Below are 14,399 nucleotides of genomic sequence, written 5' to 3'. Positions count from 1 at the left end.
CTCCTCGAACCCTGGAGAAAGACCATGACCAAAACAGATGCTTCCGCGATCTCAGAATTAAAAACCATAGGCTACACCCCACTCATCTACTGCCCGGATCAGGCGCTGTTCAACGTCCGCGCCGGCGCCCCCATCGTTGATGCCTTGTCACAAGCCTCTGACCTGCTGTTCCTCGGCAAATCATTCGCCGAGGATGCTGCCTACGCAAGAGACACCGACCGCCACGCCTGGGCCGCTCACTATCTGACGGCGATGGGCAAAGCCGTGATTGATGATGTTGTGAAGGTGCTGACGCCGCGGCCGGCCCGGACGAAGACCGAATCAGAAGAAGGGCTGCCTGAGTGCCAGTAAGCGCACAGACATGAAACACCGCCGCCCCTTGTGGGAGCGAGCCTGCTCGCGAAGGCGTCGTGTCAGCCACTATCAAGGTTGGCTGATACACCGCTTTCGCGAGCAGGCTCGCTCCCACAAGGGACCTTCTTGGCCTTCAGGGCGAGATTCCAGGCACAAAAAAGCCCCCGCTGCCGCACTGGCAACGGGGGCTTTTCAATGGGGGGCTTACATCTCGACCTGAGTACCCAGCTCAATCACCCGGTTCAGCGGCAGATTGAAGAAGCGCAAATTGCCATTGGCATTCCTCAACATGAAGGCGAACAGCGCCTCGCGCCAACGGGCCATGCCTTCGAGTTTGGAGGCGATCACCGTCTCGCGGCTGAGGAAGTAGGTGGTGCGCATCGGACTGAAGTCGAGGTCATCGAGATGGCACAGCTTCAGTGCTTGCGGCACGTCCGGCTCGTCGACGAAGCCGAAGTGCAGGATCACCCGGAAGAACCCTTCGCCGTAGGAATCGACTTCGAAGCGTCGGCTCGACGGTACTCGCGGGATGTCTTCGTAGACCACGGTCAACAGCACCACTTGCTCGTGCAGTACCTGGTTATGCAGCAGGTTGTGCAACAGTGCGTGGGGCACGGCGTCTGGGCGCGCGGTGAGAAACACTGCAGTGCCCTGGACGCGATGCGGCGGTTGTACGGCAATACTGCTGATGAAAATCGGCAGGGGCAGGCCACCCTCGTCCATGCGTTCCACCAGCAGTTGTTTGCCGCGTTTCCAGGTGGTCATCAGCACGAACAGCGCGATACCGGCGATTACCGGGAACGCACCGCCCTGAATGATTTTCGGCACGTTGGCGGCAAAGTACAGACCGTCCACCAACAAGAAGCCGAGCAACACCGGCACTGCGAGCACCGGCGGCCATTTCCACAGCAGTAATATCACCGCCGACACCAGGATGGTGGTCATCAGCATCGTGCCGGTCACCGCCACGCCGTAGGCCGAGGCCAGGGCGCCTGAGGACTCGAAGCCCAGCACCAACAGGATCACGCCGACCATCAATGCCCAGTTCACCGCACCGATGTAGATCTGGCCCTGCTCGGCGCTGGAGGTGTGGCGGATGTGCATGCGCGGAATGTAGCCGAGCTGGATCGCCTGACGAGTCAGGGAGAACGCGCCGGAGATGACCGCTTGCGAGGCAATCACCGTGGCCATCGTCGACAACCCCACCAATGGAAGCAACGCCCAGCTTGGCGCCAACAGGTAGAACGGGTTGCGAGCGGCTTCCGGATCACCCAGCAACAGCGCTCCCTGGCCGAAGTAGTTCAGCACCAGCGCCGGCAGCACAAGGATGAACCACGCACGGGCAATCGGCTTGCGCCCGAAGTGGCCCATGTCGGCGTACAGCGCTTCGGCACCGGTCAACGCCAACACCACCGCGCCGAGGATCGCCACGCCCATGCCCGGATGCTGGGTGAAGAAACGCACGCCCCAGACCGGGTTCAGCGCTTGTAATACTTCCGGGTGCTGCAAGATGCCGTGGACACCCAGTGCACCGAGCGCCACAAACCAGGTGACCATGATCGGCCCGAACAGAATGCCGATGCGCGCGGTGCCGTGGCTCTGAATCAGGAACAGCGCCACCAGCACGACCAAGGACAGCGGCACCACCCAATGGTCGATGCCTTCGAACGCCAGCCCCAAGCCTTCAATCGCCGAGAGCACCGAAATCGCAGGGGTGATCATGCTGTCGCCATAGAACAGCGCCGCACCGATCAACCCACACACCACCAGCAACGCCCGCAACTTCGGATGCCCCGCCGCCGCTCGCCGCGCCAGCGCGGTCAAGGCCATGATCCCGCCTTCGCCTTGGTTGTCGGCACGCAGCACGAACATCATGTATTTGATCGAGACGACCCAGATCAGCGACCAGAAGATAAGTGCCAGGATGCCCAACACGCCGTCATGGTTGACCGGTACGCCATAGCCCCCGGAAAACACTTCTTTGAGGGTGTACAGCGGGCTCGTGCCGATATCGCCATAAACCACCCCGACCGCCGCGACCAGCATGCCGATCGGCTTTGCCGCCGAATGCTCGGCACCCGCTGCCTGACTACTTGCCTGCCCCATCCAAAACTCCTACTACTCAGACCCGGACTTCTTATAAGAAGCACTATTCTTTGCCGCGCAGCATGCGCTGTTTTACATGACGTTACAGAAGTTTCATTGACTGTAAAAAATCGGCAAAGCGTAAAGGCGCGAAGCATAGCGCAGCACTCGTCGTATTTCCCTGCATAAAGCTGGTCAAGTGCGCGTCTCATCGCTAGAATTGCGCACTTTTTGACCAGAGGCGCAACATAGCGCCCGTCTGTCGCCTTGCCGTCTTCGGCTGGAGGCGTCCCAAATACCGAGGTTAGACATGTCCACCACTCCTGCGCCGGCCAATCCAAAAGTTGGCTTCGTATCCCTGGGTTGCCCCAAAGCACTGGTCGACTCCGAGCGCATCCTTACCCAGCTGCGCATGGAAGGCTATGACGTCGTGTCCACTTACGAGGACGCCGATGTCGTGGTGGTCAACACTTGCGGTTTCATCGACTCGGCCAAGGCTGAGTCCCTGGAAGTGATCGGCGAAGCCATCAAGGAAAACGGCAAGGTCATCGTGACCGGCTGCATGGGCGTCGAAGAAGGCAACATCCGCAAGGTGCACCCGAGCGTACTGGCCGTGACCGGTCCGCAGCAGTACGAGCAAGTGGTCAACGCCGTGCACGACGCCGTGCCACCGCGCCAGGATCACAACCCGCTGATCGACCTGGTGCCGCCGCAAGGCATCAAGCTGACCCCGCGCCACTACGCCTATCTGAAGATTTCCGAAGGCTGCAACCACAGTTGCAGCTTCTGCATCATCCCGTCGATGCGCGGCAAGCTGGTCAGCCGTCCGGTCGGTGACGTGCTCGACGAAGCCAAGCGCCTGGTCAAGGCCGGCGTCAAGGAGCTGCTGGTGATCTCGCAAGACACCAGCGCCTACGGCGTCGACGTGAAATACCGCACCGGTTTCTGGAACGGCGCGCCGGTGAAAACCCGCATGACCGAACTCTGCGAAGCCCTGAGCACCCTCGGCGTCTGGGTCCGCTTGCACTACGTTTACCCGTACCCGCACGTCGACGAGCTGATCCCGCTGATGGCCGCCGGGAAAATCCTGCCGTACCTGGACATCCCGTTCCAGCACGCCAGCCCGAAAGTCCTGAAAGCCATGAAACGCCCGGCCTTCGAAGACAAGACCCTGGCGCGCATCAAGAACTGGCGCGAGATCTGCCCGGACCTGATCATCCGTTCGACCTTCATCGTTGGCTTCCCCGGCGAAACCGAAGAAGACTTCCAGTACCTGCTGAACTGGCTGACCGAAGCGCAACTCGACCGCGTCGGCTGCTTCCAGTACTCACCAGTCGAAGGCGCACCGGCCAACCTGCTGGACGCGGCCATCGTGCCGGACGACGTCAAGCAAGACCGTTGGGATCGCTTCATGGCGCACCAGCAGGCCATCAGCTCGGCGCGCCTGCAAATGCGCGTCGGCCGTGAAATCGAAGTGCTGGTAGACGAAGTCGACGAGCAAGGCGCCGTTGGCCGCTGCTTCTTCGATGCCCCGGAAATCGACGGCAACGTGTTCATCGACAACGGCAGCAACCTCAAGCCAGGCGACAAGGTCTGGTGCAAAGTGACCGACGCCGACGAATACGACCTGTGGGCTGAACAGATCTAAACGCAAAAAATACGAAAAGCCCTGCTCTCTTGACGAGATGCGGGGCTTTTTTAGGTCTATCGTTTTGTGGAAGAAAGGACTCGCACACTCCACGGTAAAAGGGGTAACCGGCCATGCGCCAACATTCGGTCATCCACACGCCGAAACAGAGCGACTACGAAGAACTCACACAAGTCTGGGAAGCTTCGGTGCGCGCCACCCATGACTTTCTGCCGGACAGCTACATTGAATTGCTGAAGAACCTGGTGCTGACCCGCTACCTCGACGCGGTGATGCTGATCTGCACCAAGGACTCGCGCCAGCGCATCACCGGGTTTGCCGGGGTGGCGGCGGGCAAGATCGAGATGCTCTTCATCGACCCGGCCCACCGGGGTCAGGGTTTGGGCAAGCAGTTGCTGCGTTACGCCATGGAACACCTGAACGCCAACGAGCTGGACGTCAACGAGCAGAATCCGCAGGCCTTGGGGTTTTACTTCAAGCAGGGGTTCGAAGTGATTGGTCGTTCGGAGGTCGATGGCATGGGCCAGCCTTATCCGTTGCTGCACATGCGTTTGCGCCAGGCGCAACAAAAGACCCGCAACGGCTGACACAACATGAAACCCTTGTGGAAGCGAGCCTGCTCGCGAAAGCGGTCTATCAATCGACATTGATGTTGAAGCTGAAGACGCTTTCGCGAGCAGGCTCGCTCCCACATTAAAAGCACCTGCGGCAAATGGAGCCGGGATTAACCAGCGCCCAGCAGGTACAATGCCCACCCCTTTTTTGTTACGGCCCTGTCATGACTGACCCGATTCGTCTCTCCAAACGCCTCATCGAGCTCGTCGGCTGTTCCCGTCGGGAGGCTGAGCTGTTCATCGAGGGCGGCTGGGTCACCGTGGACGGTGAAGTCATCGACGAGCCGCAATTCAAGGTTGACACCCAGAAAGTCGAGCTCGACCCCGAGGCCAAGGCCACTGCGCCGGAACCGGTGACCATCCTGCTGAACGTGCCCGTGGGCATGGACGCGGAAACCGCAATGGCGACCATCAGCGCCGAGACCCTGAGCGAAGAACACCGCTTCAGCAAACGTCCGCTCAAGGGCCACTTCCTGCGCCTGACCGCCAGCACCGACTTGCAGGCCAACGCCAGCGGTCTGCTGGTGTTCACCCAGGACTGGAAGATCCTGCGCAAGCTCACCGCCGACTCCGCCAAGATCGAACAAGAATATGTCGTCGAGGTAGAAGGCGACATGGTGGCTCACGGCCTCAACCGCCTGAACCACGGCCTGACCTACAAAGGTAAGGAACTGCCGCCGGTCAAAGCCAGCTGGCAGAACGAAAACCGCCTGCGTTTCGCGATGAAGAACCCGCAACCGGGCGTGATCGCCCTGTTTTGCCAGGCCGTTGGCCTGAAGGTCGTCGCCATCCGCCGCATCCGCATTGGCGGCGTGTCCATCGGCAAAGTACCGTTGGGGCAATGGCGCTACCTGTCCGGCAAAGAGAAGTTCTGAGACTTTTCACGCCGCCACACATTCCGGCGCCGCTGTTTACGCTGCGCCCACTGCTGAATATCAGGATTGCACACCATGATTCATAACGACGTACTGCGCAGCGTGCGCTACATGCTCGACATCAGCGACAAGAAAGTCATCGAGATCATCAAGATCGGCGGCATGGACGTGTCCCTGGAAGACCTGCTGACCTACCTCGACAAGAAAGAGGAAGACGAGGAAGGCTTCGTGCGCTGCCCGGACGAAGTCATGGCGCACTTCCTCGACGGCCTGGTGATCTTCAAGCGCGGCAAGGACGAAAGCCGTCCGCCGCAGCCGATCGAAGTGCCGGTGACCAACAACATCATCCTGAAGAAACTGCGCGTGGCCTTCGAACTCAAAGAAGACGACATGCACGCGATACTCAAGGCGTCCGAGTTCCCGGTGTCCAAACCTGAGCTAAGCGCGCTGTTCCGCAAGTTCGGCCACACCAACTATCGCCCGTGCGGCGACCAGTTGCTGCGCAACTTCCTCAAGGGCCTGACCCTGCGCGTTCGCCCGCAGTAAGCGCTCCGCGCGCCCTGTAGGAGCCGGCTTGCTGGCGATGGCGATCTTCAAAACGCCATCGCCAGCAAGCAGGCTCCTGCAAGAGCGGTCGCAGGCCAATCTGTATAGATGTTCATTCCTCGCAAAAATAGTGGCTCCGCTTCTGGCGGCTGACGACTAGGGTGTATTGACCCTCAGCTCTCAGGATTCGCCATGCACCCGTACTTTTCCCTGCAAGGCCGCACCGCTCTGGTGACCGGTGGCACCCGTGGTATCGGCAAAATGATCGCCAAGGCGTATGTCGAGGCCGGCGCCACCGTGTACGTCTGTGCCCGGGATGCCGAAGCGTGTCAGCAAACGGCTGACGAGTTGAGCGCCTTGGGAACCTGCCATGCCGTGGCCGCCAATCTGGCGACTGAAGAAGGCGTGCAGCACTTGGCCATGCGGCTGGGCGAGCAAATCAGTCATCTGGACATTCTGGTGAACAACGCTGGCACCACATGGGGCGCTCCGCTGGAAAGCTACCCGGTCAAGGGCTGGGAGAAGGTCATGCAGCTTAACGTGACCTCGGTGTTCAATTGCATCCAGCAGTTTTTGCCTTTGCTGCGCAAGGCGGGTTCAGAGGCGAATCCGGCGCGGATCATCAACATCGGTTCGGTGGCGGGGATTACGTCCTTTGGCGAACAGGCGTATGCCTACGGACCGAGCAAGGCTGCCCTCCATCAACTGTCGCGGATTCTGGCGCGGGAGCTGGTGAGCCAGCACATCAACGTCAACGTGATTGCGCCGGGGCGCTTCCCGAGCAAGATGACGCAGCACATTGGTAACGATGAGCAAGCGCTGGCGGAGGATACGGCGCTGATTCCGATGAAGCGCTGGGGCCGGGAGGAAGAGATGGCGGCGCTGGCAATCAGTCTGGCAAGTACGGCGGGGGCTTATATGACCGGGAATGTTATTCCGCTGGATGGTGGGTTCAGTCTCTGAGATTGGCGGTGCGGCCTTCGCGGGCAAGCCTCGCTCCTACAGGTTCTTTGGCGTACACAAACGCCGTGTTCGCTCGATAACCCAGTAGGCGCGAGGCTTGCCCGCGAAGAGGCCCGCTCAGTCACCACCCGTCTTGAGGCCCGCCGGGTTATCATGCCCGCCCCATCCCGCCTCGACCCAAACCATGACCTACAGCGTTTCCCCCATCGGCTTCGTGCGCTCCTGCTTCAAGGAGAAGTTCGCCATCCCGCGCCAGCCTCAGCTGGCCCCGGCCGCTCGTGGCGTGCTGGAACTGGTGGCGCCGTTCGATCAGGGCGATGCGGTGCAAGGTCTCGAGCAGGTCAGCCACGTCTGGCTGCTGTTCCTGTTTCATCAGGCCCTGGAAGAGAAGCCACGCCTGAAAGTCCGCCCTCCTCGCCTGGGCGGCAACAAATCCATGGGCGTGTTCGCCACCCGTGCGACACATCGGCCCAATGGCATCGGCCAATCCGTGGTGAAACTGGACAAGGTCGAAGCCAGTCGGTTGTTTATCTCCGGTATCGACCTATTGGACGGCACGCCGGTTCTCGACATCAAACCCTACGTGCCTTACGCCGACATCATCGACAGCGCCTCCAACAGCATCGCCAGCGCCGCGCCGCAGTTGATTCCTGTGCGGTGGGCGGAGACAGCGCTGCAACAAGCTCACGAGCACGCTCAGCGCCTCGGCGAGCCGTTGGTTGCCCTGATTGATCAATGCCTGGCACAAGACCCACGTCCGGCGTACCAGACGCCTACACCTGAGCGGGAATATGGAGCGCAGTTCTGGGATCTGGATGTGCGCTGGCATTATCCCGAGGCGGGCGTCATCCGCGTCCTGGAAGTCATTCCCGCAAAAACCTGAACGCCAGAAACCACTGTGGGAGCGAGCCTGCTCGCGATAGCGGTGTGGCAGTCGGCAATAATGCTGACTGATACACCGCTATCGCGAGCAGGCTCACTCCCACAGGGAAAGCAAAGCCGTCAGGCGTTGTGCTTACTTCTCGACGAACGCACGCTCGATCAGGTAATCACCCGGCTCGCGCATCCGCGGCGAAACTTTCAGGCCGAAGCTGTTCAACACTTCGCTGGTCTCGTCGAGCATGCTCGGACTGCCGCACAGCATGGCGCGGTCGTCCTGCGGGTTGATCGGTGGCAGGCCGATGTCGCTGAACAGCTTGCCACTGCGCATCAGATCGGTCAGGCGACCTTCGTTCTCGAACGGCTCGCGTGTCACGGTCGGGTAGTAGATCAACTTGTCACGCAACGCCTCGCCGAAGAACTCGTTCTGCGGCAGGTGCTCGGTGATGAACTCGCGGTAAGCGACTTCGTTGACGTAACGCACGCCGTGGCACAGGATCACTTTTTCGAAACGCTCGTAGGTTTCCGGGTCCTGGATGACGCTCATGAACGGCGCCAGGCCAGTACCGGTGCTGAGCAGGTACAAATGTTTGCCAGGCTTCAAGTCATCCAGCACCAGGGTGCCGGTAGGCTTCTTGCTGATGATGATCTCGTCGCCTTCCTTCAGATGCTGCAACTGGGAAGTCAGCGGGCCATCAGGCACCTTGATGCTGAAGAACTCGAGATGCTCTTCCCAGTTCGGGCTGGCAATCGAGTAAGCGCGCATGAGCGGCCGGCCGTTGGGCTGTTGCAGGCCGATCATCACGAACTGACCGTTCTCGAAGCGCAGGCCCGGATCGCGGGTGCACTTGAAGCTGAACAGAGTGTCGTTCCAGTGATGAACACTGAGGACACGCTCGTGGTTCATGTTGCTCATGTACGTGGGACTCCTGGAGATTTTGCCTGCGCCGCTGATGTGCGCAATTGCATCGCATTCTAATGGCAGCGACAATATCTGTTAAATGGATTATTAAGATAAGGGTTATCGGTTATATAGATATGCGATTTACTCTCCGTCAACTTCAAGTATTCGTCGCCGTCGCCCAGCAGGAAAGCGTATCCCGTGCTGCCCTGACGCTCAACCTTTCGCAATCGGCGGCGAGCACCTCGATCACCGAGCTAGAGCGTCAGTGCAGCTGCCAGCTGTTCGACCGCGCCGGCAAACGGCTGAGCCTTAACGCCCTCGGCAAACAGCTATTGCCACAAGCTGTGGCGCTGCTCGACCAGGCCAAGGAAATCGAAGACCTGCTCAACGGCAAGTCCGGTTTCGGCTCCCTGGCCGTCGGCGCGACCCTGACCATCGGCAATTACCTGGCCACCTTGCTGATCGGCAGCTTCATGCAGCGCCATCCGGAAAGTCAGGTGAAGCTGCATGTGCAGAACACTGCCAACATCGTGCAGCAAGTCGCGCACTATGAAATTGATCTAGGTCTAATCGAAGGCGATTGCAGTCATCCGGACATCGAGGTGCAGAGCTGGGTCGAGGATGAGCTGGTGGTGTTCTGCGCGCCGCAACATCCGCTGGCCCAGCGTGGCAGCGCGAGCATGGAAGAACTGACCCACGAGGCCTGGATTCTGCGGGAACAAGGCTCTGGCACGCGGCTGACCTTTGACCAGGCCATGCGTCATCATCGCAGCGCGCTGAATATCCGACTGGAACTGGAACACACCGAAGCGATCAAGCGCGCGGTGGAATCAGGCCTGGGGATTGGCTGTATTTCGCGTCTGGCGCTGCGCGATGCGTTCCGCCGCGGCAGTCTGGTGCCGGTGGAGACACCGGATCTGGACTTGGCGCGGCAGTTCTATTTCATCTGGCACAAACAGAAATATCAGACCTCGGCGATGCGCGAATTCCTCGACCTGTGCCGCGCGTTCACCGCCGGGGTTCAGCGCAGCGACGAGATCGTGCTGCCCAGCATCGCTTAAAGCAGAATTACCGCCCACACCAGCCCGATCATGCTCAACGCCACGAATTGAGCGGCGCTGCCCATGTCCTTGGCGTTCTTGGACAGCGGGTGCAACTCAAGGGAAATGCGGTCGATGGCCGCTTCCACTGCCGAATTCAGCAGCTCGACGATCAACGCCAACAGGCAGACCGCGATCAGCAATGCCTGCTCGACACGACTGACGTTCAGAAAGAACGAAAGCGGGATCAGGATGACATTGAGCAACACCAGCTGCCGAAAAGCCGCTTCACCGGTAAAGGCTGCGCGCAGGCCATCCAGCGAGTAACCGGAAGCGTTGAGAATGCGTTTGAGGCCGGTTTGGCCTTTGAAAGGTGACATAGAGTGGGCAACTGACCAAAAAGGAGTGGGAAAGCTAGATCAACCAAAGTCAAAAAAGCGTGAAGATGCCAGCGCTTAGTGGCTTGAAATTGACTCAAGTTGTTGCAGAAGCAACGCCGCCTGGGTGCGAGTGCGCACATTCAGCTTGCGGAATATAGCCGTAACATGCGCCTTGATCGTCGCTTCGGAAACGCTCAACTCATAAGCAATCTGCTTGTTCAGCAGCCCTTCACAGACCATGGTCAGCACCCGGAACTGTTGAGGTGTCAGGCTGGCAAGGCCTTCACTGGCGGCCTTGGCTTCAGCGGAGACACTGACGGCTTCGAACGCCTGAGGCGGCCAGAACACATCGCCATCGAGCACCGCTCGCACGGCTTTCTGGATGACGCTCAGGTCACTGGACTTGGGAATGAAGCCGCTGGCGCCGAATTCACGGGACTTCACCATGATCGAGGCCTCTTCCTGAGCCGACACCATCACCACCGGGATCTGCGGGTATTGACCGCGAAGCAGCACCAGCCCGGAAAAACCGTAGGCCCCCGGCATGTTGAGGTCGAGCAGTACCAGGTCCCAGTCAGACTTTTCGTCCAGCCGGGTTTCCAGTTCGGCAATGCTTGCCACTTCCACCAGACGGACATCCGGACCCAGGCCCAGGGTCAACGCTTGATGCAGGGCGCTACGAAAAAGAGGGTGGTCATCGGCAATCAGGATTTCGTATGTGGCCATTTTTCTAATGATCCTGTTTTCAAACAACTCAAGGCACAGCCACGGAGCTGCACCAGCAGGGCACGTTCAACGCCAATTACGTGGCTATCACGCAAAGAATACGGCGTATCAAACTTTGGCCGCGCCCTAATCGGCGCCAAGCATGCCCAGCGAAACCGGGGTGGTCAAGGTGCATGGCCGGTACAGTTCTTTGCAGTATGGGCGACAATCAGCGGGCCACCGGCGCCGCGTTCTGCACGAAAGGCATCAGTTCGGTGTGGGCCGGCGTTGCCACGTTCATGTCCAGCTGATGTTTCGCATCAAGGTAATGCTGGCTGAACACGTCGAAATAAGCGTCCAGCGCCGAGGCCGCCTCGGTATCGCCCGCCAGATCAAGGCACAGTGCCGCCACTTCGGCGGTGCACAAGTGCTCGCTGCGGGTCGAGCGGCGCAACCGGTACCGTGACAGCTTCTCGGGCAACAGGCTCAGGATCGGCAACCGATCAAAGTAAGGGCTTTTGCGGAAAATCTTCCGGGCTTCGGTCCAGGTCGCATCGAGCAGAATAAACAATGGCCGCTTGGTGCTATCGGCTTCGACGGTGTTCGTCACTCGCTCAGGCTCGACGTACTCACCCGGAAAGACCAGATACGGTTGCCATTGCGGGTCGGCCAGCAACGCCAGCAACTGCGGATCCGTTTCCGTGCGTGACCAGATAAAGGCATGGTTGTCGCGCACCACATCGGCGATCAGCCAACCGGTGTTGCTCGGTTTGAACACTTCTTTGTTAGTCATGATCAGGCACACGCCGGAGCGGGCCTCAACCCGCGGACGCCAGGCGCACAGGCAGTGACTCTCGATCACGCGGCAGGCACGGCAACGCGGCGCCCTCCAGCCACGGGCCTGGATCGGCTTGATGCCCTCCTCCTCTCGTTCGTCGCGCAAGCGGGCGACGGCGTTTGCAGCAAAGGTTGGGGTTACAGGGCTCATCGCAGGCAGCACCGGAGGGGAAATCGACACGAATAACGCTCGGCAAGTCAGAAAGTGGCGGCAGTTTATCAGAGCGGCCGGCGCAAGCCTGTACCGTCCAGGCCTCGTCCCCTATAATTCGCCGCCACTGAACGCACAGTCATGTGACGGGTCGAACCATCAGTCACTGAACCAGGAGAGTTTCATGCTGCGCCTTATCGTTCCCACCGCTGCCATTTTGCTGGCGTCGTCCTTCAGCGCTCAGGCTGCGTCCTTGAGTGAGCAGAATCTCAACAGAGAACTGCGAAACGTCGCCACACAAAGCAGTGTCGGTACTCCACGGGCGATCAACGAAGACATTCTTGATCAGGGCTACACCGTTGAAGGCAACACGCTGATCAACCACCTGAGTGTACAAAGCAGCCACGCCAACAAGATGCGCGCCGACCCCAAAGCCGTGTATTTCCAGCTGGGCGCCTCTGTGTGCAACAACCCATCGTTCCGTAAACTGATGGCCAAGGGCGCAGTCATGCGCTACGACTTTACTGAAGTGAAGACCAATCGCTCGGTCGGTTCCGCCAGCTATCAGGAATCGGATTGCCCGAAAGCAGCACCGGCCAAGAAGAAGTAATCATCGGGAATTGGCGCGTCGCTGTTCATCCTCGGCGCGCAGTTCTGCCACCAACGCCTGCAAGTATCGCGAACGCCGCTCGGCGCCTTCCAGACGCCGGCAACACTCCTCCTCAAGACTCAAATGATTGGTCTCGGCGGATGACTTCAGTAATCGATACAGATGCGTATCGATTTCCAGAATGACTCTGGCCATAGCTTCCAGCCTCCCTGCACCTCGCCCCTTTTTGAGCGAAAAATCCTTAAACCGCTTGAACCGTGCGCCCTGCCTTTGACGCAAAGTTGTCGTGTCATGCCTGTAACTTAGTAAATCAGAGCGCGAGGCCTGCGGCTTGCGTTCGGACGAACGGTGAATTCACCTTGCAAATCGTCAATAAGCGGTTGCCAGGAAAGACTTTGCGGCGCAATGATCAAGGCAGCGAGAATCTCTGCAAGGGTCTAGATTCAGAGTGTTCACGATCACTTTTCAGGGCAGGAAAGGGGCTGCCCATCGCGTGTCTTGTTGTGCGAACGTTTCTTTCATCCAAGGGAAAAACAGAGCCTGTATGGACGACTCGAACCGAGTCGAGTGGAGCGCCCAGGCATGGGCTTGGGCAGACAGCGACACATGAAGTGTCGCGGCGCTGACGACTGTTTTGTCGGTGCCAAGGGTTCTGTGCAGAAGGAGAAGTTGAATGCCTTACCAACCGAATGACCTCCTGAGCCGTCATTTCGAAGAAAGCGGCCACGACCTCATCAGCAAGGTCGAAGAGCAACTCAACCTGGTTTCACCCAACAGCCCCAACACTCCGATTTACCGCGACATGATCCTGACCGTGCTGCGCATGGCCCAGGAAGACCACAACCGCTGGAACGCCAAAATCACCCTGCAAACCCTGCGCGAACTGGAGCATGCCTTTCGCGTGCTCGAACAGTTCAGGGGGCGACGCAAGGTCACGGTCTTCGGCTCGGCGCGCACACCGATCGAACACCCGCTGTATGGCCTGGCCCGGGAACTCGGCGCGGCGCTGGCACGCTCGGACCTGATGGTCATCACCGGTGCCGGTGGCGGCATCATGGCGGCGGCCCATGAAGGTGCCGGCCTGGAACATAGCCTGGGGTTCAATATCACCCTGCCCTTCGAGCAGCATGCCAACCCCACGGTTCAGGGCACTGCCAACCTGCTGCCCTTCCACTTCTTTTTTACCCGCAAGCTGTTCTTCGTCAAGGAAGCCGATGCGCTGGTCCTGTGTCCAGGTGGTTTCGGCACCCTGGATGAAGCACTCGAGGTGTTGACGTTGATTCAGACCGGCAAAAGCCCATTGGTGCCGGTAGTGCTGCTGGATGCGCCGGGCGGCAAGTTCTGGCAAGGCGCGCTGGACTTCATTCATCATCAACTGGAGGAAAATCGCTATATCCTGCCCACCGACATGAAGCTCGTGAGCCTGGTCTACAGCGCCGAAGAAGCGGTAGAGCAGATCAATCAGTTCTACGGCAACTTCCACTCCAGTCGCTGGCTCAAGCATCAGTTCGTGATCCGCATGAACCACAAGCTCAGCGACCAGGCGCTCGAACACATGCAGGAAGCGTTCGCCGACCTGTGCCTGAGCGATCACTTTCATCAGCACGCCTATAGCGGCGAGGAGCACGATGAAGCGCAGTTCAGTCATCTGGCGCGACTGGCCTTCAACTTCAACGCCAGGGATCATGGCCGCCTGCGGGAATTGGTGGACTATATCAACCTGCCGGAAAACTGGGCCGACTCCAAACCCCAGGCGCAACAGCGCACGCGAGAGCCGTCCAAGGTGACGTGAGGCAAAAATCGAGGCA

Annotated in this window: 16 protein-coding genes; 10 read left to right on the top strand and 6 right to left on the bottom strand. The window is 59.5% G+C overall.

Annotated elements, in window-relative coordinates:
* Window positions 1-24 precede the first annotated feature (24 nt).
* Window positions 25-351: a DUF3077 domain-containing protein gene (locus tag RHP74_RS06340; RefSeq protein WP_311098395.1), complete on the top strand. Its 327-nt coding sequence runs from the start codon at window positions 25-27 to the stop codon at window positions 349-351.
* A 207-nt stretch (window positions 352-558) separates the two neighbouring features.
* Here RHP74_RS06340 and RHP74_RS06335 read toward each other — a convergent pair whose 3' ends face one another.
* On the bottom strand, window positions 559-2,460 hold the full coding sequence (locus tag RHP74_RS06335; RefSeq protein ID WP_311098393.1) for a potassium transporter Kup: 1,902 nt from the start codon (window positions 2,458-2,460) through the stop codon (window positions 559-561).
* Between the two features lie 289 nt (window positions 2,461-2,749).
* On the opposite strand from RHP74_RS06335, the gene rimO reads away from it, so the two are divergent.
* The 6 genes from rimO to tsaA all read left to right on the top strand — a co-directional run bounded on the left by rimO (window position 2,750) and on the right by tsaA (window position 7,968).
* Window positions 2,750-4,087: a 30S ribosomal protein S12 methylthiotransferase RimO gene (rimO, locus tag RHP74_RS06330; protein ID WP_311098391.1), complete on the top strand. Its 1,338-nt coding sequence runs from the start codon at window positions 2,750-2,752 to the stop codon at window positions 4,085-4,087.
* 113 nt (window positions 4,088-4,200) lie between these two features.
* Window positions 4,201-4,674, top strand: coding sequence for an acetyltransferase (locus RHP74_RS06325; protein WP_010462685.1), 474 nt, complete (start codon window positions 4,201-4,203; stop codon window positions 4,672-4,674).
* A 191-nt stretch (window positions 4,675-4,865) separates the two neighbouring features.
* A complete protein-coding gene (locus tag RHP74_RS06320) occupies window positions 4,866-5,576 on the top strand; it encodes an rRNA pseudouridine synthase (protein WP_010462687.1) in 711 nt (236 codons plus the stop codon).
* Between the two features lie 75 nt (window positions 5,577-5,651).
* Complete coding sequence (locus RHP74_RS06315; RefSeq protein ID WP_083374900.1) at window positions 5,652-6,122, top strand: DUF1456 family protein; 471 nt, start codon at window positions 5,652-5,654, stop codon at window positions 6,120-6,122.
* 192 nt (window positions 6,123-6,314) lie between these two features.
* The gene (locus RHP74_RS06310) at window positions 6,315-7,085 is read left to right on the top strand and encodes an SDR family oxidoreductase (RefSeq protein ID WP_311098386.1); all 771 of its coding nucleotides are present in this window, start codon (window positions 6,315-6,317) and stop codon (window positions 7,083-7,085) included.
* 184 nt (window positions 7,086-7,269) lie between these two features.
* Window positions 7,270-7,968 carry a tRNA (N6-threonylcarbamoyladenosine(37)-N6)-methyltransferase TrmO gene (gene tsaA, locus RHP74_RS06305; protein WP_311098384.1) on the top strand — a complete coding sequence of 233 codons (699 nt, stop codon included), beginning with the start codon at window positions 7,270-7,272 and terminating at the stop codon, window positions 7,966-7,968.
* A 132-nt stretch (window positions 7,969-8,100) separates the two neighbouring features.
* On the opposite strand, the gene fpr is transcribed toward tsaA, so the two are convergent.
* Window positions 8,101-8,880 carry a ferredoxin-NADP reductase gene (fpr, locus tag RHP74_RS06300; protein ID WP_003443014.1) on the bottom strand — a complete coding sequence of 260 codons (780 nt, stop codon included), beginning with the start codon at window positions 8,878-8,880 and terminating at the stop codon, window positions 8,101-8,103.
* 122 nt (window positions 8,881-9,002) lie between these two features.
* Here fpr and RHP74_RS06295 point away from each other — a divergent pair, with 122 nt between their 5' ends.
* The gene (locus RHP74_RS06295) at window positions 9,003-9,929 is read left to right on the top strand and encodes a LysR family transcriptional regulator (RefSeq protein ID WP_010462700.1); all 927 of its coding nucleotides are present in this window, start codon (window positions 9,003-9,005) and stop codon (window positions 9,927-9,929) included.
* On the opposite strand, the gene RHP74_RS06290 is transcribed toward RHP74_RS06295, so the two are convergent.
* From RHP74_RS06290 to RHP74_RS06280, 3 genes are all read right to left on the bottom strand, one after another.
* Window positions 9,926-10,288: a diacylglycerol kinase gene (locus tag RHP74_RS06290; protein WP_010462702.1), complete on the bottom strand. Its 363-nt coding sequence runs from the start codon at window positions 10,286-10,288 to the stop codon at window positions 9,926-9,928. The genes RHP74_RS06295 and RHP74_RS06290 overlap by 4 nt on opposite strands.
* A gap of 75 nt (window positions 10,289-10,363) precedes the next feature.
* Window positions 10,364-11,014 (bottom strand): response regulator transcription factor ErdR, encoded by a 651-nt coding sequence (erdR, locus tag RHP74_RS06285; RefSeq protein WP_010462704.1) that lies wholly within the window; start codon window positions 11,012-11,014, stop codon window positions 10,364-10,366.
* Window positions 11,015-11,222: 208 nt separating this feature from the next.
* Complete coding sequence (locus RHP74_RS06280) at window positions 11,223-11,981, bottom strand: tRNA-uridine aminocarboxypropyltransferase (RefSeq protein WP_311098379.1); 759 nt, start codon at window positions 11,979-11,981, stop codon at window positions 11,223-11,225.
* Between the two features lie 184 nt (window positions 11,982-12,165).
* Between RHP74_RS06280 and RHP74_RS06275 the strand changes: the two genes are divergently transcribed.
* The gene (locus RHP74_RS06275; RefSeq protein WP_008153984.1) at window positions 12,166-12,591 is read left to right on the top strand and encodes a PA3611 family quorum-sensing-regulated virulence factor; all 426 of its coding nucleotides are present in this window, start codon (window positions 12,166-12,168) and stop codon (window positions 12,589-12,591) included.
* Here RHP74_RS06275 and RHP74_RS06270 read toward each other — a convergent pair whose 3' ends face one another.
* Window positions 12,592-12,786 (bottom strand): hypothetical protein, encoded by a 195-nt coding sequence (locus tag RHP74_RS06270; protein WP_010462709.1) that lies wholly within the window; start codon window positions 12,784-12,786, stop codon window positions 12,592-12,594.
* A gap of 478 nt (window positions 12,787-13,264) precedes the next feature.
* On the opposite strand from RHP74_RS06270, the gene RHP74_RS06265 reads away from it, so the two are divergent.
* Entirely contained in the window at window positions 13,265-14,383 is a 1,119-nt protein-coding gene (locus RHP74_RS06265; protein ID WP_083374902.1) for a TIGR00730 family Rossman fold protein, read from the top strand.
* The last annotated feature ends 16 nt before the right edge of the window (window positions 14,384-14,399 follow it).

The sequence above is a fragment of the Pseudomonas sp. SG20052 genome (assembly GCF_031766055.1).
GTDB classification, from domain to species: Bacteria; Pseudomonadota; Gammaproteobacteria; order Pseudomonadales; family Pseudomonadaceae; genus Aquipseudomonas; species Aquipseudomonas mandelii.
Note: the sequence above shows the minus strand (reverse complement) of the source record. Positions and strands in the feature narration are given on the sequence as shown.

What these genes read in the sequence shown, in the direction of transcription:
- RHP74_RS06340 (WP_311098395.1), top strand. Translation starts at nt 25, where the DNA reads ATGACCAAAACAGATGCTTCCGCGATCTCAGAATTAAAAACCATAGGC.
- RHP74_RS06335 (WP_311098393.1), bottom strand. Translation starts at nt 2,460, where the DNA reads ATGGGGCAGGCAAGTAGTCAGGCAGCGGGTGCCGAGCATTCGGCGGCA.
- rimO (WP_311098391.1), top strand. Translation starts at nt 2,750, where the DNA reads ATGTCCACCACTCCTGCGCCGGCCAATCCAAAAGTTGGCTTCGTATCC.
- RHP74_RS06325 (WP_010462685.1), top strand. Translation starts at nt 4,201, where the DNA reads ATGCGCCAACATTCGGTCATCCACACGCCGAAACAGAGCGACTACGAA.
- RHP74_RS06320 (WP_010462687.1), top strand. Translation starts at nt 4,866, where the DNA reads ATGACTGACCCGATTCGTCTCTCCAAACGCCTCATCGAGCTCGTCGGC.
- RHP74_RS06315 (WP_083374900.1), top strand. Translation starts at nt 5,652, where the DNA reads ATGATTCATAACGACGTACTGCGCAGCGTGCGCTACATGCTCGACATC.
- RHP74_RS06310 (WP_311098386.1), top strand. Translation starts at nt 6,315, where the DNA reads ATGCACCCGTACTTTTCCCTGCAAGGCCGCACCGCTCTGGTGACCGGT.
- tsaA (WP_311098384.1), top strand. Translation starts at nt 7,270, where the DNA reads ATGACCTACAGCGTTTCCCCCATCGGCTTCGTGCGCTCCTGCTTCAAG.
- fpr (WP_003443014.1), bottom strand. Translation starts at nt 8,880, where the DNA reads ATGAGCAACATGAACCACGAGCGTGTCCTCAGTGTTCATCACTGGAAC.
- RHP74_RS06295 (WP_010462700.1), top strand. Translation starts at nt 9,003, where the DNA reads ATGCGATTTACTCTCCGTCAACTTCAAGTATTCGTCGCCGTCGCCCAG.
- RHP74_RS06290 (WP_010462702.1), bottom strand. Translation starts at nt 10,288, where the DNA reads ATGTCACCTTTCAAAGGCCAAACCGGCCTCAAACGCATTCTCAACGCT.
- erdR (WP_010462704.1), bottom strand. Translation starts at nt 11,014, where the DNA reads ATGGCCACATACGAAATCCTGATTGCCGATGACCACCCTCTTTTTCGT.
- RHP74_RS06280 (WP_311098379.1), bottom strand. Translation starts at nt 11,981, where the DNA reads ATGAGCCCTGTAACCCCAACCTTTGCTGCAAACGCCGTCGCCCGCTTG.
- RHP74_RS06275 (WP_008153984.1), top strand. Translation starts at nt 12,166, where the DNA reads ATGCTGCGCCTTATCGTTCCCACCGCTGCCATTTTGCTGGCGTCGTCC.
- RHP74_RS06270 (WP_010462709.1), bottom strand. Translation starts at nt 12,786, where the DNA reads ATGGCCAGAGTCATTCTGGAAATCGATACGCATCTGTATCGATTACTG.
- RHP74_RS06265 (WP_083374902.1), top strand. Translation starts at nt 13,265, where the DNA reads ATGCCTTACCAACCGAATGACCTCCTGAGCCGTCATTTCGAAGAAAGC.